Origin of the sequence: Paenibacillus macerans (assembly GCF_900454495.1) — a bacterium.
GTDB lineage: Bacteria > Bacillota > Bacilli > Paenibacillales > Paenibacillaceae > Fontibacillus > Fontibacillus macerans.
The window spans coordinates 475,517-494,335 of the sequence record NZ_UGSI01000001.1; the positions used below are offsets into that span (position 1 = coordinate 475,517).

At 52.7% G+C, this 18,819-nt stretch carries 15 protein-coding genes and 1 pseudogene; 9 read left to right on the plus strand and 7 right to left on the minus strand.

What is annotated here, in order from left to right:
* The first annotated feature begins 17 nt into the window (after window positions 1-17).
* Together DYE26_RS02170 and DYE26_RS02175 are read left to right on the plus strand one after the other, a co-directional pair.
* On the plus strand, window positions 18-1,364 hold the full coding sequence (locus tag DYE26_RS02170) for an ABC transporter substrate-binding protein (RefSeq protein WP_051985381.1): 1,347 nt from the start codon (window positions 18-20) through the stop codon (window positions 1,362-1,364).
* A 37-nt stretch (window positions 1,365-1,401) separates the two neighbouring features.
* Window positions 1,402-3,279 carry a glycoside hydrolase family 43 protein gene (locus DYE26_RS02175; protein WP_082207735.1) on the plus strand — a complete coding sequence of 626 codons (1,878 nt, stop codon included), beginning with the start codon at window positions 1,402-1,404 and terminating at the stop codon, window positions 3,277-3,279.
* Window positions 3,280-3,657: 378 nt separating this feature from the next.
* Here DYE26_RS02175 and DYE26_RS02180 read toward each other — a convergent pair.
* From DYE26_RS02180 to DYE26_RS02200, 5 genes and pseudogenes are all read right to left on the minus strand, one after another.
* A pseudogene (locus DYE26_RS02180) lies at window positions 3,658-4,304 on the minus strand (transcriptional regulator).
* A gap of 265 nt (window positions 4,305-4,569) precedes the next feature.
* Window positions 4,570-5,574 carry a LacI family DNA-binding transcriptional regulator gene (locus DYE26_RS02185; RefSeq protein ID WP_036621850.1) on the minus strand — a complete coding sequence of 335 codons (1,005 nt, stop codon included), beginning with the start codon at window positions 5,572-5,574 and terminating at the stop codon, window positions 4,570-4,572.
* Entirely contained in the window at window positions 5,574-6,392 is an 819-nt protein-coding gene (locus DYE26_RS02190; protein ID WP_036621851.1) for a carbohydrate ABC transporter permease, read from the minus strand. Before DYE26_RS02190 ends, DYE26_RS02185 begins: the two co-directional genes overlap by 1 nt.
* A gap of 45 nt (window positions 6,393-6,437) precedes the next feature.
* Window positions 6,438-7,325, minus strand: a complete 888-nt coding sequence (locus tag DYE26_RS02195) for a carbohydrate ABC transporter permease (RefSeq protein ID WP_036621852.1) — start codon at window positions 7,323-7,325, stop codon at window positions 6,438-6,440.
* A 24-nt stretch (window positions 7,326-7,349) separates the two neighbouring features.
* Window positions 7,350-8,585, minus strand: coding sequence for a sugar ABC transporter substrate-binding protein (locus DYE26_RS02200; RefSeq protein WP_036621853.1), 1,236 nt, complete (start codon window positions 8,583-8,585; stop codon window positions 7,350-7,352).
* A 220-nt stretch (window positions 8,586-8,805) separates the two neighbouring features.
* Here DYE26_RS02200 and DYE26_RS02205 point away from each other — a divergent pair, with 220 nt between their 5' ends.
* From DYE26_RS02205 to DYE26_RS02225, 5 genes are all read left to right on the plus strand, one after another.
* Window positions 8,806-9,447, plus strand: coding sequence for a stage V sporulation protein AA (locus tag DYE26_RS02205; protein ID WP_036621854.1), 642 nt, complete (start codon window positions 8,806-8,808; stop codon window positions 9,445-9,447).
* Entirely contained in the window at window positions 9,447-9,869 is a 423-nt protein-coding gene (locus DYE26_RS02210) for a stage V sporulation protein AB (protein WP_036621855.1), read from the plus strand. Before DYE26_RS02205 ends, DYE26_RS02210 begins: the two co-directional genes overlap by 1 nt.
* 33 nt (window positions 9,870-9,902) lie before the next feature.
* Complete coding sequence (locus DYE26_RS02215) at window positions 9,903-11,549, plus strand: spore germination protein (protein WP_082208039.1); 1,647 nt, start codon at window positions 9,903-9,905, stop codon at window positions 11,547-11,549.
* Window positions 11,550-11,662: 113 nt separating this feature from the next.
* A complete protein-coding gene (gene lysA / locus DYE26_RS02220) occupies window positions 11,663-12,991 on the plus strand; it encodes a diaminopimelate decarboxylase (protein WP_036621857.1) in 1,329 nt (442 codons plus the stop codon).
* A gap of 144 nt (window positions 12,992-13,135) precedes the next feature.
* Window positions 13,136-13,573 carry a peptidylprolyl isomerase gene (locus DYE26_RS02225; RefSeq protein WP_036621858.1) on the plus strand — a complete coding sequence of 146 codons (438 nt, stop codon included), beginning with the start codon at window positions 13,136-13,138 and terminating at the stop codon, window positions 13,571-13,573.
* A gap of 91 nt (window positions 13,574-13,664) precedes the next feature.
* On the opposite strand, the gene tlp is transcribed toward DYE26_RS02225, so the two are convergent.
* Both tlp and DYE26_RS02235 read right to left on the minus strand, forming a co-directional pair.
* A complete protein-coding gene (gene tlp / locus DYE26_RS02230) occupies window positions 13,665-13,892 on the minus strand; it encodes a small acid-soluble spore protein Tlp (protein ID WP_036621859.1) in 228 nt (75 codons plus the stop codon).
* Between the two features lie 74 nt (window positions 13,893-13,966).
* The gene (locus DYE26_RS02235; protein ID WP_036621861.1) at window positions 13,967-14,869 is read right to left on the minus strand and encodes an AraC family transcriptional regulator; all 903 of its coding nucleotides are present in this window, start codon (window positions 14,867-14,869) and stop codon (window positions 13,967-13,969) included.
* Between the two features lie 397 nt (window positions 14,870-15,266).
* Between DYE26_RS02235 and DYE26_RS02240 the strand changes: the two genes are divergently transcribed.
* Together DYE26_RS02240 and DYE26_RS02245 are read left to right on the plus strand one after the other, a co-directional pair.
* A complete protein-coding gene (locus DYE26_RS02240; protein WP_240534224.1) occupies window positions 15,267-16,397 on the plus strand; it encodes a dicarboxylate/amino acid:cation symporter in 1,131 nt (376 codons plus the stop codon).
* A gap of 21 nt (window positions 16,398-16,418) precedes the next feature.
* Window positions 16,419-18,713: a beta-L-arabinofuranosidase domain-containing protein gene (locus tag DYE26_RS02245; protein ID WP_036621862.1), complete on the plus strand. Its 2,295-nt coding sequence runs from the start codon at window positions 16,419-16,421 to the stop codon at window positions 18,711-18,713.
* Window positions 18,714-18,819 lie beyond the last annotated feature (106 nt).

An 18,819-nucleotide genomic window follows, 5' to 3' on the forward strand; every position in this document is an offset into this window, starting at 1 on the left:
TTACAGGGGGATGAAGTATGAAAAAAACAGGTTTTCGCTCATTATTGTTGTTAACGCTTTCTCTGGTGCTGGTGCTTGCCGGCTGCGGAAGCGCGGCCAAAAGCGGGGAGGGCGGTTCCGGCGGCGGGGTGCAGGGGGAGGCCGCCGCGCCAACGAAAATCAGCTTTTGGGCCGCTGCCGTTACGCCGGAGCGCAACGCTTTTTTTGAACAAATCATCCAGGAGTTTGAGCAGCAGAATCCGGATATCCAGGTGGACTATCTCGGCGTTCCAGGAGACCTGTCCGCCTATGAGCAGAAGGTCAATGTGGCGATTTCCGCCGGACAGGCGCCCGATATTATGAACGATTTCAAGGCCGATCTGATCACCCGCGACGTGCTTGAACCGCTGGACGATTATTTTGCGGCTTGGGAAGACAAGGACTTGATTTCGCCGGAGATCATCGCGAGCAACCGGAAGCTGGATGCGAAAGAAGGAAAGCTGTACGCGCTGCCCTACAGCTCGCAAACGTGGAATTTGTGGGTGCGGCCGGACTGGTTTAAGGAAGCCGGGCTTAAGCTGCCCGAGACATGGCCGGACTTCTTTACGGCGGTGGAGAAGCTCACGGATAAGGGGAAAGGCCGTTACGGGCTTAGCATCCGCGGCGGGGCGGGCAGCGCCAACACGCTGGAGATGCTGATGTATTCCTATTCGGGCATTACCGATTATTTTACCGCGGATGGCAAGCCTACGATCAATGACCCGCTGCATGTGGAATTCGTCGAAAAATATTTGGGCGCCTATAACGTGTTCACCCCGGAAGACGACTTGAACAAGGGGTGGAGCGAACTGGCGGCCACGTTTCAGTCGGACAAAGCGGCGATCGTCGTGCACAATCTTGGCTCGGCCAGTTCGCATGAAAAGGCGTTTGGCGGCGACCGCAATAGATTCGCGGCGGTTCCTTTTCCGGCCAGTGTGAAAGGGTATAGGGAGCATCCGGGCCTTGCGCCGCTGGGGCTGACAATGTCGAAATCGGCGCAGCACAAAGACGCGGTGTGGAAATTTATGACCTTCTACTTGTCGCATGACATCAACAGCCGCTACTCCAAGCTATATGGGGAAATTCCCGCCAACAAGGAGGCGGCGCAGGATGCCTGGGTGCAGGAGATTCCGTACATGAAATCGGCTTCCGAGCTGCTAAACTCTCCGGACACGAAGTTCGCCGACACGCCTTATTATTTGCCGGGATACAGCAATGTGCAAAAAGCGGTGGAGCCGTTGATTCAAAAGACGATGGCCAAACGGATGAGCGCCCGGGAACTGCTTGACGAGTGGGCGGACCTGCTGGCTAGAGAAAAAGCGAGCTACGACCAATCCGCCAATTAACAGGGCGGAGGTCATCATGCGATTGGAGGAACATGTAATGCGGATCAATGAGATCGGGCGGCGGGGGTGGGCTCCCGACCTGGGGGACGGGACGTACCGGAATCCGATTATTTTCGCGGATTATTCCGACCCTGATATCATCGCGGTTCATGATGAATTTTATATGGTCTCGTCGAGCTTCAATCATATGCCCGGCTTGCCGCTGCTGCATTCCCGCGATCTGGTCAATTGGACGATCATTAATCATGTGGTCCCGAGTTTCGATTGGCCCGGATACGACCGCGTGCAGCATGGGAAAGGCATCTGGGCGCCGAGCCTGCGCTATCATGACGGGAAGTTTTGGGTGTTCTTCAGCACGCCGGACGAGGGGATTTTTATGTGCCAAGCCGCCGATCCGTTTGGAAAGTGGACCGCGCCCCATCTCGTGCGCGCGGCCAAAGGCTGGATCGACCCTTGTCCGTTCTGGGATGAGGACGGCCAGGCCTACCTGGTGCATGCCTTCGCCTTCAGCCGCTCCGGCCGCAAGCATTTGCTGCAGCTTTTCCGCATGGCGCCGGACGGCACCCGGCTGCTGGATGAAGGGCGGATCATTATCGACGGCACGGCTCGTCATCCGACGCTGGAAGGCCCGAAAATGTATAAACGGGGCGGGTATTACTATATTTTTGCCCCGGCGGGCGGTGTGGAGAACGGCTGGCAGAGCGTGTTCAGAGCGAGGGCGATTGACGGGCCTTACGAGGACAAAATCGTGCTGCATCAAGGAGAGACGGATGTAAACGGCCCGCATCAGGGCGGTTACGTCGAGCTTGAATCGGGCGAGTCATGGTTCGTTCATTTTCAGGACAAGGGCGCTTACGGGCGGATCGTTCATCTGCAGCCGATGCGGTGGGTCGACGATTGGCCTGTGATGGGGCGGGTTTCACCCGGTTCAAGCGGTGAACCGGGCGAACCCGGTGAGTCTGCTGGAGCAAGTAGGGGAGAGCTCGGTATAGATGAAGCAGGCGAGGGAGAACTCGGTGATGGTGGGCCAAGTGCGAGAGAGCTAGGTGAGTGTGGATTAGACGAGCGTGCGCCCGATGAGTACAGGTCAAGAGCGAGCGGGATAGGTGAAAATAAGTTGCACAAAAGTGGCCCCGGGGAGCCGGTGGAGCGCTGGAGCAAACCGCGGACGCGGGCAGTATTATCCGGCAGCGTGAATCCGGATATTCCGCAGACCTCGGACGATTTTCGCGCCGGAGCGCTGGGGCTGCAGTGGCAGTGGCAGGCCAATCCGGGGGCGGAGTGGTACGAGCTGCGGCCGGAGGCTGGATGCCTGCGTCTTTACGCGCTGCCGCTGCCGGACGGGTGCGAACGCCTATACGATGCGCCGCCGCTGCTGCTGCAAAAGTTCCCGGCGCCCTCTTTCAGCGCGACAACGCAGCTGACGCTGGAGCATCTTACCCCGGCGGGCCGGGCGGGGCTTCTCGTGTTCGGCCGGCGGTTGATGGCGCTGCTGGTTACACCGCTTGAGGACGGACGATTCCTGCTCGAGCAGGTCGCTTCGGAAAGCGGGCGGCCGAACGACGCGATCGTCGCGGGCGTGGCGGTGGATACCGCCGGGATTGTGCTGCAAGCTGTCGTGCAAGAGCCGGGGAACTGCCGGTTCAGGTATAGTCTGGACGGCGGCTGCCGGTTTATGGATATCGGCGAATCGTTTATCGCGGAAAAAGGCGTATGGGTCGGAGCGAAGGTGGGCATCTGCGCGTTTGAGGCGAACCGGGCCAGACGTTCGAGCCAAGCGTCTCAGGCTGGCTGGCCGAGCCAGGCCTCCCGGGAGGGCCGGCCGGCGGCGCCGTCAAGAACCGCTTGCTCAGGCTTAAGTTCAAGTTCAACGCCTTGCGCCGATTTCAAAGGCTTCGATATCCGGGTAATTTGAAGCAGCGGCGAGAAGGAGGCCCAAAAGTGTCGATTTCTGATTGCAACGGTATTAGGGCGCCTAATTCGATCAAACCAGGTCGATTCGTATTTAATGGACTTCTAACGGTTGCCATCGCCGTTAAATCGTGGATTTTGTTCGTTTAAAAAATCTAACGGATGCCACCGGCGTTATTTGAGCTATTTTCGTCCGTTAAGGGTGATTATGGGGCAAATAGCGTCGATTACATTCGTTAGAAATTCGGATGCCTCATTTTTGCGGGAATAACGCTTGTGGCAACCGTTAGAACATTGAAGCACGAGCAGATTACACAGCAAGAACATAGCAGAGGAGCATCACAGCAAGAGCATCACAGCAAGAGCATCACAGCAAGAACATTTAAAGTACGTTCCTGAGCCGATATGTGCGGTATCGCTGTGTTCCGCTGGCGACCATCAGCAGTTTCTTGTTTACTAGTGAACGGAGCACAATCCTCGTGCGGTTTTCCGACAGGTGCAGGTGTGCGGCCAGTTCGCGAGTTTCAAATTTACGCAGCAATCTGCGTCCGAACCGCAACGTTTCCGCTTCCGCCCAGCTTAGTTCGGAGGGGGTGTCCATAGATAAAAATTTTCCGACAAAAGAAAGGACCAGTTGCTTGCACATTCCGGGATCATCACGTATGGACAAGTAGGCGATAGGCAGGAAATACCAATCGTCAAGAACGAGCAAAGCTTGTTTCATACATAAATCTTTAAATCGGGAAACCTCTACGTCCCGGGCGTGGAAGCGATAACCGTGGATTTCAATACATCCTTTAGCATCGCCGGGCATATAGGCTAGATCGAGATAGCGATAACCGTTGTTAAAGTCTCGCACCTCATATTCGGGATATAATGATCAAAGCTTCCAATGGCCGGAAACCAGATACCGCGCAAAAAATCAACCGTTCCATGACCTAATCCACTCTGCAGCAATTCTCTTCTTCTTGGACTTTTCTCTTCGGCAATTTGCTTTTCTAGCCAATCCTGATAGACCTCTTCAAACAAAGCATCTGCACCACCTTAACTTTTGGAATCAAACAAAAAGCCGCCCTGACAGACAACCCGAACAGAGTTGTATGGCCAGAGCGGCATGTGCTTCACACCGTTTTTTTCAAAATATCATATTTCGGGCAGTTCATCAAGCAGGTCTTGAGCGCGCAGAATGTGCCCTCCGCTTCTACGATGTATCCCGGTTCCGGATTATGGACCATTCGCGGGGGGATGGTCCTGTTCATTTAAGGCGGCTGTCCGGCACGCCTTTCAATCCGCTTTAAATCCGCGATACGCAGCTATCCCGGAGCATCAGTTTGGGTTCGACCAGGACGCCACGTCCCGGCTGGTCCTTCTCGATCAGGTCAAGCAGCAATTCGGCGGCCCATTGGCCGATTTGCTCCTTGTCCTGTCCGGCGGTCGTGAGCTTCGGCGATGAAAACCGGCCGGCGTCGATATCGTCGCAGCCGATAACGGAAATATCGCCGGGGACGTCCAGACCGCAATCTTTGATCGCCTCGATGGCCCCCAGCGCCATAAAGTCCGAGCAGGCGAACACGAGCTCCGGCCGCGCTTTTTTCTTCAAAATCCGCCGCATGCAGGCATAGCCGCTTTGGTCAAAATAATCGCCGTACTCCACCCATTCTTCTTTCACTTCCATTTGGTATTTCTGCATCGCCCGGCGAAAGCCCGCTTCTCTTTGTACCGTAATATACGAACTCTTGTTGCCGCCGATAAAAGCCGCGGAGCGAATAGAGTTCTCCCAGGCATGCCGCACCACTTCCTCGGCCAAAAGGAAATTGTCGGTCATCACATAGCTTGATTTGTTGCCGGTCAGCTCCATGTCCACGCCGACGGTCGGTATGCCGCTGCGGTCCAGCGCCCGGCTCCCTTTGTCCCGGTGGTCCCCGGAAATGATCAGGCAGCCGGCGACATTGTAGTAGCCGCATCTTTCCACGTAATCGCTGTTTTCCGAGAAAAAAATAAAGTCGTAGCCCATGGCGGCGATAATATCTTTAAAGTTGTTCAAGATCATGCTGAAGAAGGGATGGGTAAACCCGACGTTGTATCTCCCGCCGATGATCACGCCGATCAGCTTCGATTTCCTGGAAGCAAGCGCTTTGGCGGAGAAGCTTGGACGATAGCCCGTTTCCGCGATGATTTGGCGGACCTTGTTTTTGGTCTCCTCGCTGATGTTTCCCGTATCGTTGATAATCTTGGACACGGTGGTGGGCGTGACCCCGGCCAACCTGGCGATGTCCCGAATGGTATATTTCTTCTCCATCATTTGAGCCCCGACAGATTGAACCCTTGAATAATGTACCGCTGGAACACGGTGTACACGATCAGCACCGGAATGACCATAAAAGCGGATCCGGCCATCTGCAGCGCGAAGTCGGTGGAGTATTGGCCCTTTAACAGTGACATTCCCACCGACAAGGTAAAGAGCGCATCGTCATTTGCGACGATGAGCGGCCACAGAAAGCTGTTCCATGCCCCGATAAAGGTGAAAATGGCCTGCACCGCCAGCACGGATTTGGACAAGGCCAAAATCATGGTGGCAAAAATCCGGAACTCGCCCGCGCCGTCCAATCTCGCCGCTTCCAGCAGCTCGTCGGGGATGGTAGACATGAACTGCCGCACCAGAAAAATGTTGAAGGCCGACGCCAGCCCGGGAATGACGATGCCGGCCATCGTATTGGTCAAGTTCATTTCGCTGACGATAATGTACATTGGAATCATTTTAACCTGCCCGGGAATCATCATCGTGGCCAGCACCAGCACAAACAGCGCCCGGTTGCCGCGGAAGCGGAATTTGGCGAAAGCGTAGCCGGCCATCGTATCCAGCAGCAAGCCGAGCATCGAGAACAATACGACGATGAGGGTGTTGGTTAAATAAACGCCGAAATCCAGCCGCTCAAACAGACCGATATAGCTTTGGAAGCTAAACGTCTTCGGGAAGAGCGTCGGCGGCACGGCCAGGGCTTCGCTTTCCGTTTTGAACGAGCTCAAAAGCATCCAAATGAACGGGAGGGCCATCGCCAGACCGCCTGCCGCCAGAACCAAAGTCACGGCCGCTTGCTCCCATCGGCTCTTTATCATTTCGTATATCACCTCGGTATCCCTATAGGTCGTGATTTGACCGTGTTACTCTTGTTTTCTTAATTTAAACTGCGCCAGCGTAACGATCATGATGATCGCGAACAGCACGGTTGAGGCTGCGGCGGCATACCCGAATTTGCTGTACTGGAATCCTTCCTGGTAAATGAACAGAGCCATCGAGATCGTTCCGTCCAAAGGACCTCCGCCCGTCATGACAAAGGGCTCCTCAAAAAATTGCAGCCAGCCGATCAGCTTGGTGACCACAACGAAGAAAATCGCGTAACGGATCGAGGGCAGTGTAATGTAGCGCAGACGCTGCCAGCGGCCCGCGCCGTCGATGGCGGCGGCCTCGTAATACATGGGCGGCACCGCTTTAAGGGCGGCCAGGAAGATGATCATGTTCACGCCTAGGCCCTGCCAGACCGCCAGAACCAGCAGGGAGATCTTCGCCATAAAGGGCTGCTCCAGCCAGGGCACCGGACCTGTACCGGCCAGCGACAACAAGTAGTTGAACAGCCCGTATTGCTGATTGTACAAGTAGCTCCAGATGACGGCGATGGCGACGATGTTGGTGATCGTCGGCAAATAATAAACGGCGCGGAATACGGAGAAGAGCGCACTTGTTCCGTAGTTCAGCAGCAAGGCGACGGCCAGCGACAGCGCCACCACGGCGGGAACTCCGATGAGCACGTAAAAAAGCGTGTTTCCGAAGGATACGATAAACGTCTCGTCCCGGAACAGTTCGCGGAAATTATCCAGCCCGACAAACCCGATATTCGCCCGGTTTGCCAGGCCGGCCAGATCCAGATCGGTGAATCCGGCGGCCAGGGAAACCGCGATCGGAATGATGGAGAAAACGAGCAGCAAGACGGCGGACGGGCCGACGAACACATAAGGAATTATTTTTTTGCGTACATTGCGGAAACCGTACAAGATTCGTCCCCCTATAGAATCGCTTTATTTGGCTAGAATTTTGCGCACTTCTTCCCGGTAGCCGGTCAGTGCCTGGTCGATATCGGCTCCGCCGCGAATAACCTGCTCCAAGGTTTTCAGCAGCTTGGAAGCGATGAACTCGTATTCGGCGATGACCGGGAAAGCCTGCGTTGTCTTCAGTTGCTCGCCGAAGGTCTGCATGGTCGGATCGCTTGCGAATACCGGGTCTTCCCACGCCTTTTTCGTTGTCGGCAGGGTGGAGGCGGCTTGATACCAGGCCACCTGGGTTTGCGGGTCGGCCATGTAGTCGATGAATGTCAGCGCTTCGTCCACTTTGTCCGTATTGTGAAACACGGCGAGGTGGGAACCGCCGGCCATGGATGCGTTACTTTCGACCTTCGGCATAACGCGCACCGCCCATTTCCCGCCGATTTCCGGCGCTTGCTCTTTAATCGTGTTCACCATATAAGGTCCGCTGATGAACATCGGATAGGTGCCGTCTTTAAAGCCCTGGACGGTTTCCTTACCGGCTTCCAACTGGGCCAGTCCTTCCTTAAAAAACTGCGCGTAGAGCTCCATCGCCGCTTTGAACCGCGGATCGTCGAAGCTGTCCGCGCCCTTCGCCGGATCGTAAACCCAACCGTGCTCCCAGGCCATCATCATCGGGATATGGTGGCTGCCCTTGTCGATGTCGATCCCGTACAGTCCTTTGCCGCGTGCGGCCAGTTTACGCGCCGCATCCACCGCCTCGTCCCACGTTTCGGGGCCCTTGGGATAGCCGGCTTCCCCAAGCAGATCGGTGCGGTAAAACAGCACCCGGGTATCGATAATATAAGGGATGGCATACGTTTTTCCGTGATACACCGTCGTTGCCGCAGCGCTTTCGAAGAACCGCTCCGGCTGTAAATTCGGATAATCCTTCAACCGGTCGGTCAGATCCAGGAACGCTCCCGCTTCGGCGAATTCGGCCACCCACGTGTTGCCGACCTGCAGCACGTCCGGCCCCTTGCCGGCGGCTACGGCCGTCAGCAGCTTATCGTGGGCGTCGCCCCACGGAATCGCCAGCACGTCCACGTTGACCCCGTGCTTTTTTTCAAAATCCTTGACGAATTCCTGCATCTGTTTTCCTTCCGATCCCATTGCCCATACCTTTAGCGTTTTGCCGCCTGAAGCCGAATGCGGTGAACATCCCGCAAGAACGATGGTCAGGGCCGTTATGCAGGCCGCCAGCGTCCTTATCCAATGCCTCTTTTTTAACATGCTTTCCCTCCGTTAATACAAATAGGGTAACCGGTTACCTAACAAGAAGTATAAGCGGGATAAGTCAGCGAATGGTTAGGGGGATGTAAATGGAAAGTAAAACTTGGTCTACGTCTGTCAAATTGCCGGGCCGACTTCCTGCTCAGCACTCCCGCCTAAGAGTAAACCTCCCCCTCCCTTGGCATACTATGGGCATATGTTAGTGAAGGGGTGAAACGGTTTGGAGAAGGATGCCGCTTCGGCCGTCTATTTGCGTCTTCGCAAGCAGGCGGGCCTGCCTGCCGGAGTTCCGATCCGGCTGGGGGATGTGGCCAGCGTACTGGCGGATTCCGGGCTTGAACGGAGGCTGCTGGAGCTGGTGCTGATCCGTCCGGAGCAACGTGACGGAAATTTGATCGTGATTGACATGATGCTGGTGATCTCCGTGATCCGGGAGCGTTTCCCCGGTCTGCGCGTCGAATTTATCGGCGAACCCCAGGTGCTTGTCGAGATGGTCAAAGAGGAGAAAAAACCTTCGCTGATCTTGTTTTGTTTCGTATGGCTGCTGCTGTTTTTCGGAGCCGCGCTGACGATTATGAACTTTCATGCGGATGTGAGCATGCCGGAGGTGCAGGTGCGGATCGTGGAAATGCTCACCGGCGAGCGGGACGAGCATCCTTACCTGTTTCAGGCTGCTTATTCCGTCGGCATCGGCCTAGGGATGATCGTCTTTTTCAATCACTTGTTCAAGAAAAAATGGAACGAAGAGCCTACCCCGCTGGAAGTGGAAATGTTTTTGTATCAAGAAAATTTGAATCAATACGTCATCGCCGAGGAATACAAAAAAATGCATCAAACCGGCGCGCCGAAGGAGAAGTCCTGATGCCCCCTTTAACCGCGGGAGTGGCTGTTTTTATCGGCCTCTCAGGAGGCATTGCCGTCGGGGCGGGCATGATCGCGTTTTTTATTGTGCTGGACATCATTCCCAGACTGGCTCAGCTCACGAACTCTTACGGTAAAGTTCATTGGTATGAAGGCGCGATGGTGAGCGGCGCTTTTTTGGGAACGGTCGCCGATTTCTGGAATTGGAAGATGGCCGGTTCCTGGACGGCCGAAGGGCTCGTCGGCCTGCTGAACGGGATCTTCGTCGGCATGCTAGCGGCGGCCTTGACCGAGGTGCTTAATGTGCTGCCGATTTTGGCCAAACGCTTGCATATGCAACGGTATTTATTTGGACTTATGCTGGCCATGGTGTTCGGCAAGATGGCGGGCTCTTTATTTGAATGGTTTGTTTACGGACCTTAAATTTGTATAGTAGGGAGGTTGACCGGTACAATGATGGAAAATGAACAAAACGGACCGAGGCAAGATGATGCGGACCATCCGCAGGTGATTCCGGATTTCGTTCCGGGTGAAGAGGAGAATGTGCTCGTCAGCGATCACCACCCGGAGAGCGGAACGGAATATCGGAAAAAGGAGATGGAACGGTCCGATAACATCAAGGAATCGATCATATACTGGCAAAAAAGCGACAATATCAGCAGAAGCTTGTCCACAACGAAACATACGCTGAAGGAAGTCGTCGGCCTGGGCGAAAGCTTTGACATGGTAATCCGGGACATGGCTTTCGGCGGCAAAAGCACGTTTTTGTTTTTTATCAACGGTTTTGCCCGGACTGAAGTAATGCAGGAAATCCTTAAGCGCTTGACTTACCTGACTGCGGAAGATCTCACGGAGGGAGCGCTGCGTTCATTTTTCGAGCTGTATATCCCCCATATTCAGGTGGAGAAGACGGACAAATTAAGCGATGCGGTAAACAAAGCGCTGACCGGCATGAGCGTATTGTTCATCGACGGGGAACAAACCGCCGTGCTGATGGATACGCGCAGTTATCCGATCCGCAGCCCGGAGGAGCCGTCGCTGGAACGGGTCGTTCGCGGCGCCCGCGACGGATTCACCGAAACGCTCGTCACCAACGTCACGCTCGTACGCCGCAGACTTCGCGACCCCGGGCTCAAGTTCGAAGTAGTGAGCGTCGGACGCCGCACGCGTACCGATGTTTGCATCGCCTATGTGGACGATATCGTCGATAAAACGCAGGTGGATTCGGTTCGCGAAAAAATCAAGGCGGTTAATATCGACGGTATCCCGTTGGCCGATAAGCAGTTGGAGGAGGCCATCGTGCACCGGGGCTGGAATCCGTACCCGCTGGTGCGCTATTCGGAACGCCCCGATGTGGTCGCTTCCCATTTGCTGGAGGGCCGGGTCGTCGTGTTTGTGGACACTTCGCCCAGCGTCATGATTTTGCCCACGACCTTTTTCGATTTGTGCCAGCACGCGGAGGAAAACCGGCAAACGCCGTTTATGGGCACTTATTTGCGGTGGGTGCGCTTTTTCGGCATCCTGGCATCCTTGTTTCTGCTGCCGCTCTGGCTTCTGATCGTCGTTCATCCCGAATACAAACCGGCGCTGCTCGCTTTTCTCGGACCGGAGAAAACCGCGAAAATCCCTTTGATCGCCCAGTTTCTGATCGTGGAATTCGGCGTCGATTTAATGCGGATGGCCGCGGTCCACACGCCAACCCCGCTGGCCTCCGCTATGGGTCTGATCGCGGCCATCCTGATCGGGGACATCGCCGTACAGACCGGCTTTTTCGTCAATGAGGTCGTATTGTACATGGCCGTGGCGGCGATCGGGATGTTTGCGACGCCGAGTTATGAGTTGGGCTTGGCCAACCGGATCATCCGGCTTGCTCTTTTGCTTGCGGTGGCGGCATTCGGGGCCCCTGGATTCATTGTCGGGGTAACTGCGTTTATCGTGCTGCTGACGATGCGGCGCTCGTACAACGCTTCATATTTGTGGCCATTTATACCATTTAATGCAAAGGCTATGGCGGCCGTGTTGGTCCGCGTTCCGGTCATGACTTCCAAACAAAGACCGTCGTCCAACAGAACACGGGACAACACGAGAATGCCGAAAAAATAAGGGTTATTGGCTTGTCTTGCACAAAACACAAATGTTATTCGAAAAAATCCATTTTTCAGCGCACCGGTTGTTTGCTATACTGGTGTAAAATTGAAAGTGGAGGACTGCATAGAATGTATTTACACGGTACCAGCAAAATCAACGCAAAAGGCCATCTCGAGATCGGCGGTTGCGACACGGTTGAGCTGAAACAACAATTCGGCACGCCGCTATATATCGTAGATGAAGCACTCGTTCGGCAAAGATGCCGTGAATATATGGATGCTTTCCGGGCATCGGGGCTGTCCTTTCAGGTAGCTTACGCCAGCAAAGCATTCTGTGTCATGGCGATGTGCCGGCTGGCCGAAGAGGAGGGATTGTCGCTTGACGTCGTCTCCGAAGGCGAATTGTATACGGCTTTGCAAGCAGGCTTTCCCGCGCAGCGCATCCATTTTCATGGCAACAACAAGACGCTGGATGAACTGGAAATGGCCATGTCGGCAGGCATCGGCTGTTTTGTGGCGGACAATTTTACCGAGCTCCACATGCTGCAGGCGCTCGCCGCGGAGAAAGGCATCAAGGTTAACGTGCTGCTGCGCGTGACGCCGGGCGTTGAAGCTCATACGCATGAATATATTTCCACCGGGCAGACGGATTCCAAATTCGGATTCGACATTGGCAACGGTTCCGCGTTTGAAGCGGTGGAACTGGCTTCCCGGAGCCTTAATCTGAATCTGCTCGGGGTTCATTCCCATATCGGATCGCAAATTTTCGAAACGGAAGGTTTCCAGCTTGCCGTGGAGCGCGTTGCCGCGTTTGCGATGCAGGTGAAAGAGAAGCTGAACGTCGTATTTAAGGTGGTCAACTTGGGCGGCGGGTTCGGCATCCGTTATACGGAAGAAGATACTCCGCTTAAAGTGGCGGACTACGTCCGCGCGATCACCGATGCGGTGAAGCAGCATTTTTCGAGCTATCCCGAGCTTCCGGAAATTTGGGTGGAACCGGGCCGGAGCATCGTCGGCGACGCCGGCACCACGCTGTACACGGTGGGAACGAGCAAGGACATCCCCGGCGTGCGCAAATATGTGGCGGTCGACGGCGGGATGACGGACAACCCGCGTCCGGCGCTGTACGACTCCAAATACGAAGCCATGCTGGCTAACCGCGCTTATGACGAGAACGAGGAGACCGTATCGATCGCCGGCAAATGCTGCGAAAGCGGCGATATGCTGATCTGGGACGTGGAGCTGCCGAAAGTGAATAGCGGCGACCTGCTTGCCGTCGCTTGCACGGGGGCTTACAACTACGCCATGGCCAGCAACTACAACCGGATTCGCCGTCCGGCGGTCGTGTTCGTCCAAGACGGGCACAGCGATTTGGTCGTGAAGCGGGAATCGCTGCAGGATCTGGTCGCGTGCGACGTGATTCCGGAGCGGATTTCGAAGCAACCTTCGCTGAAATAATCAGATCTTTTATAAGAGGCGGAACCGGTTGCGTCTTTCCACCAGCGAAAGCGGACCTGTTCCGCTGTTTTGCGTGCCGGGCTTTTTTCTAGTAAACTGAAAGAGGTTTGTCTAAGACCTTAAAGAAGAAGGGTGTGTAACGATATGAAAAAAGGCAAAATCGTCTTGGAAAAAGGCGGAGAAGTAGAAATTCAGTTTCTGCCGGAAGAAGCTCCGGGTACGGTAGCCAACTTCGAGAAGCTGGCCAACTCCGGATTTTATAACGGACTAACGTTCCATCGCGTGATTCCGGGCTTCGTGGCGCAAGGCGGCTGTCCAATCGGCACCGGCACCGGCGGGCCTGGCTACACGATCAAATGCGAGACGGCAACCAATACGACGAAGCACGAACGCGGCGTACTGTCGATGGCGCATGCCGGCAAAGACACGGGCGGCAGCCAGTTCTTCATCGTGTATGAGCCGCAGCCGCATTTGAACGGGGTTCACACGGTATTTGGCAAGGTTACTTCGGGGATGGAACTCGTGGATGAAATCCGCCCTGGCGACAAGATGAAGGAAGTTAGCGTTTGGGACGAAGCCTAAACGAAAAGCATAGCGAAGGGGTGCCCGCATGGCTAAACAACTTGGCCGTGGAGCACCCCTTTTCTTGGTTTAATATTTTTGAACAACCTCTTTAGGATTTTCTCTGATGCGCAGCCTCATCCTTCACTTCTTCGCGCATACCTTCAATGGCGTTCAGCCGTCTTTCGTTTTTCTCCTCGATATGCTGTTTCTCTCCGCCGGAGATTTCGTCGGCATGCTCGCTTAGGTAATCCTGTCCTTCACGGAAGTTTTCGATCGTATCTTGAATGCTATCCTGCAGTTTCTCCACGTTATCGGAACGGTCATCTGGTTTGGCCACGTTAAATTCCTCCTGAAGTGTAATGATTATTCGTTGGGGATTTCCGTGGTTATGGTTGCCTTTTTCGGCGCGATTTATTCACTTTTGGCGGGCGTGGTGATGATTTTTCGATATTCCAATGGGGTCATGCCGATTGATTTTTTGAATTGCTTGCAAAAATAGGACGTATCGGAGAAACCAACGGAAGCCGCAATCCAGTTTACCGTTTTATCCTGGTCCGCGAGCAGTTGCTTGGCTTTGTTCAGACGGATCGACAACAACAATTGCAGAGGGCTCATACCGTATTTATGTTTTACGCAGCGAATAATATGCGCGGGATGGAAGGCGTATTGCTCGGCGAGCTCGTTCAAAGTAAAACTTTGCCCATAGTTTAAAGTAAACAGATCGTAAATCTCCGCCGCAACGTCTTTTTCAACGGTACGTTCATTAGAGTCGCAAAAAATGGTCAATATTTTAAGAAACAGCTGTTGATATTGTATTTGCGAAATGGTGGAAGGGTAAAACAGCTTTTCATTGTGATATTTATCGATTTTGACTTGCGAGATATCGTCCATGTGGCTTTTTAGGACGTCGTGTAGGCTCTTATCGATCATTCCGTACTGCGGCAGTGAAATGTAAAAAGTATCTTTTTTATAATACTTGTGTTTGTTCATTTTGGCGGATGCATAGGAAATGGGACTTTCCGAATAAGAGTAACTGCCCGTTGTGGAGAAATGAATCCAGGAAAAGGCAGTGTCGGTCGTGCACGGTTTGTATCCCTTATGCAGATTGTCCGGCGGCAAAATTAAAAATTGCCCAGGCTCCACGATATATTTCCGTCCGTTTTCCTCCAGATAAAGCGCTCCGCTAAATACGAAGATCAAATCAAAGGTATTGTTAAGAATGCGCCGTTCATGAATATCGCCTTTCCGAAAAAGTGAAATGCCCCCAACAATCAGATGGGGCAGTGGAGGACAACTGAAATTGATATATAACATTCCGAATTCCTCCCATGTTCATTTTGTTTTATTTAAGATATCACTTTAAATGGGGAGAAATCAATGACAAGAGTTGGAGACCGGATTCGGCGAAGGTGCTGAAGTTTATAAAATGCTAATAATGTTATATTTTAAAAGTTAATAATGAACTATTCTTTGCTAATTTTAATAATTTTAAAAACCCGTCCCGGCTTCCATACTTAGGTTATAAAACTTTTTCATTCCGTCGACGGTGAAGCAGTTTTGTAAGCGTTATTATCCAAGGTAAACAACATCATGAATGAGGTGAGAGCAATGCTGGGTGTTTTAAAAAATTATAAATTTTCGATTATTTTGCTGGCCGGCGTGTTGGTCGGCGGGATTGCCGGTACGATTCTTTGGCGAACGCTCATCCGTATTGCAGCCCTTTGCGGATGTTTTTCTGAATCTGGTGTTCTGCATTATCGTTCCGCTGGTTTTTGTGTCGATTGCCAGTTCGATCGCCAGTATGACGAACTTGAAAAAGCTAGGAAAAATTCTTGGCATCTTTTTTATGGTGATTGTGGTTACGGGCTTGATTACTGCCGTACTGGCGCTGATCAGCGGGCTCATTTTTAATCCGGCGCTGAACTCGCACGTAACTTTCGGGGAAGCGGTGCAAACCGACAACAGCTCTTTGGATCTTGTGAGATTGTTTACGGTTTCCGATTTTGTCGAGCTTTTGTCTTTAAAAAATATGATGGCCTTAATCGTGTTTGCCATCTTGTTCGGGATATCCGTAAGCTCGATCGGGGAGATTGGAGAGCCTGTGGTCAAGCTGCTAAACAGCTTGTCCGCCGTGCTGAACAAAATCGTATCGATCATCATGTATTACGCGCCCGTCGGCATCGCCTGTTATTTCGCCACATTAATCGGAAAAGTCGGCAACCAGGTGGTATGGTCCGTGGCCCGGGCTTCCATTATTTACTCCGTCTTCTGCATCTTGTTTTTCATCTTATTTTCGGTTCTAGCCTCATATTACGGCGGGGGGACCACCGGGCTTAAGAGGTTCTGGAAAAATATATGGCTGCCGCTGACGACCGCCATGGGAACCTGCAGCAGTACGGCTTGCATCCCGGTCAACCGGCTGGCTGCCAAAGATATGGGCATCCCTGATGAAATCAGCGATATCATTATTCCGCTAGGGGCCAGCGTGCATAAAAACGGGGTTGTCAGCGTTCAAATGATTAAAATCGTGTTTTTGTTCGGAATTTTAAACATAACGATGGGGCCGGCGGATATGGTTACGGCGATTCTCGTGGCTTTGATCAGCGGAATTATCGTTGGCACGATCCCGAGCGGAGGATTCATTGGCGAGATGTTTATCTGTACTGCTTTTGGCTTTCCCATGGAAGCGGTTCCGATTCTGGTGATTATGGGCACGATTACGGATCCGTTCTGCACGATGGTGAACGTGACGGGTGACACGGCTATAAGCATGGTCATTGCGCGGATTATCGAAGGGAAGAACTGGGTGAAAAACAAAATCGGCAACTTGACACAAGCTTGAGATTAGAGAGGATGTACGCATATGGATAGGGAAGAGGTCAAAAAACACCGCCAGGAGATCGTGAAACTGGACTGCGATAGCATTTATATAGGTAATTTGTATACGGTGGATACCGATCTGGAGCTGCCTTCCACAGGCAAGCATGGCTCATCCATTACCTGGGAATCGAAAGAAATTCTTTTTTTAAGTCATACTGGCAAGGTCACCAGACCAACTTTTGGCGTTGGAAATCGAATCGTTCCTCTGGTAGCCACGGTTACCTTTGAAGGGGAATCCCTACAGAGAACCTTTGATGTCACCGTGCTGGAAGAAGAGTATAAAGCCGAAATCGTTGAGGTCTATCCAGTTGAGGTCCAAACGGCAGCAGGAATCAAGCCGGAATTGCCGACCGTCGTTGTCGTCCGAAACGATACCGGAAGCCGGACAGTAAGCCATGTCTCCTGGGAGCCGATCGAAAGGGAAAGGTATCAACAAACGGGTGGCTTTACGATCCAAGGCAAGCTGGAGGAAACCGGATGGCAGGCTGAAGCAAAAGTGACAGTGATGACGGATACGGATGAAGTGATTCCGCACACCCCAAAAGTATATGCTTTTGGCGGTCAAAGCGTACGGCTTGAGGCGGATACGGAGTTTGCAGCGGCGATGAACCGTTCACTGGAGTATCTGTTATCCGTGGATGACGATCAGATGCTGTATAATTTTAGGGCGGCCGCCCATTTGGATGTTAAAGGCGCCAAACCGATGACGGGCTGGGACGCTCCGGAGTGCAACCTAAAGGGGCATACGACAGGGCATTATCTATCCGCTTTAGCGCTTGCCTATAGTGCTACAGGGGGAAATTCGGCCATCAAAGACAAAATGGACTATATGATTGCCGAGTTGAGCCGCTGCCAAAACGTCATGTCGGAGCTGCCCGGTTATCATCAGGGATTTCTTAGCGCTTACTCGGAGGATCAGTTTAATCTGTTGGAAGAGTATTCCACTTATCCGACGATTTGGGCGCCTTATTATACCTTGCATAAAATTATGGCCGGACTGCTGGACTGCTATACTCTGGCCGGGAATAAACACGCCCTGGTGATGTGTGTTCGCTTAGGCGATTGGGTATACCGGCGGCTGAGCCAGCTCTCCAAGGAACAACGCCAGAAAATGTGGTCACTCTATATTGCCGGAGAATTCGGCGGCATGAACGAGGTTTTGACGAACCTGTACCTGATCACGCAGAACCGGAACTACTTGGCAGCCGCAAAATATTTTGATAATGAGCAATTATTATTCCCGATGAAGGAAAATATCGATACCCTCGGCGATATGCACGCCAATCAGCATATTCCGCAAATCATCGGCGCTTTGAAACTATTTGAGGCGGAAGGCGAGAAAGCCTATTATGAGGCGGCCAAAAACTTTTGGCGTATGGTTACGGAAGACCACGCTTATCAAATCGGCGGCGTCGGCGAGACGGAAATGTTCAAAGAGCCCGGCAAGATCGCCGCTTATTTGACCGATAAAACCGCAGAGACCTGCGCCAGCTACAATATGTTAAAGCTGACCAAAGAACTGTTCTGTTTCGAACCTAAAAAGGAATACATGGACTATTATGAGAGAACGCTTTACAATCATATTTTGGCAACGGGAAACAGCAAGCGGGCAGATGGGGGAAGCACCTATTTCCTGCCTTTAGCCCCGGGTTCTTGCAAGAAATTCGATACCCATGAAAATACCTGCTGCCATGGCACCGGTTTGGAAAACCATTTTAAATATCAGGAAAGCATTTATTTCCATGATCAGGATAACTTGTTCGTCAACCTGTATATACCGTCCACTTTGTCGTGGAAAGAGAAGGGGATTACCGTATCCCAAAAAAGAAATAGAGGAGAGTTTGCCGAGACCGTGCAGTTTTTTGTTGACGGCGGGAAGGAGTTAAACATCCGCTTTAGAATTCCCGAGTGGGCGGCGGAGCGCTCCATCAGGGTAAAGATGAACGATGAAATTGTAGCGGCCCCGCGCCAAGAGGACGGATATATTCAAATCCAAAATGTCTGGGAACACGATAAAGTAGAACTTATTTTTCCTTACTCTTTAAGATTGGTAAGCACTCCGGACGATGCTCGCATAAAAAGCGTTTTGTTCGGGCCTTATGTTCTGGCGGCGATCCATGAGGAACAGGATTTTATCGCCTGGCCTTACAGTGAAGAACAATTCGTAGAGCGAATGAAAAAATCGGAAGGAGATTTGCATTTCACTCTGGACGGCACGCGGTTTGTTCCGTTGTATCAAATCCAGGATCAGCGGTTTCATGCTTATTTTAAGTTTTGAAGATCAAAAGGCCAGTTTTGTGATAAACTGGTCTTTTTTTGCATGAGTTGGTTGCAGATCAACATCCGGTGGCCGGACACTTTGCACGATTATCCCATTTGCTCAG

Coding starts and splice junctions, on each gene's coding strand:
- DYE26_RS02170 (WP_051985381.1), top strand. CDS start 18: ATGAAAAAAACAGGTTTTCGCTCATTATTGTTGTTAACGCTTTCTCTG.
- DYE26_RS02175 (WP_082207735.1), top strand. CDS start 1,402: ATGCGGATCAATGAGATCGGGCGGCGGGGGTGGGCTCCCGACCTGGGG.
- DYE26_RS02185 (WP_036621850.1), bottom strand. CDS start 5,574: ATGGAGAAGAAATATACCATTCGGGACATCGCCAGGTTGGCCGGGGTC.
- DYE26_RS02190 (WP_036621851.1), bottom strand. CDS start 6,392: ATGATAAAGAGCCGATGGGAGCAAGCGGCCGTGACTTTGGTTCTGGCG.
- DYE26_RS02200 (WP_036621853.1), bottom strand. CDS start 8,585: ATGTTAAAAAAGAGGCATTGGATAAGGACGCTGGCGGCCTGCATAACG.
- DYE26_RS02210 (WP_036621855.1), top strand. CDS start 9,447: ATGCCCCCTTTAACCGCGGGAGTGGCTGTTTTTATCGGCCTCTCAGGA.
- DYE26_RS02215 (WP_082208039.1), top strand. CDS start 9,903: ATGGAAAATGAACAAAACGGACCGAGGCAAGATGATGCGGACCATCCG.
- lysA (WP_036621857.1), top strand. CDS start 11,663: ATGTATTTACACGGTACCAGCAAAATCAACGCAAAAGGCCATCTCGAG.
- DYE26_RS02225 (WP_036621858.1), top strand. CDS start 13,136: ATGAAAAAAGGCAAAATCGTCTTGGAAAAAGGCGGAGAAGTAGAAATT.
- DYE26_RS02235 (WP_036621861.1), bottom strand. CDS start 14,869: ATGTTATATATCAATTTCAGTTGTCCTCCACTGCCCCATCTGATTGTT.
- DYE26_RS02245 (WP_036621862.1), top strand. CDS start 16,419: ATGGATAGGGAAGAGGTCAAAAAACACCGCCAGGAGATCGTGAAACTG.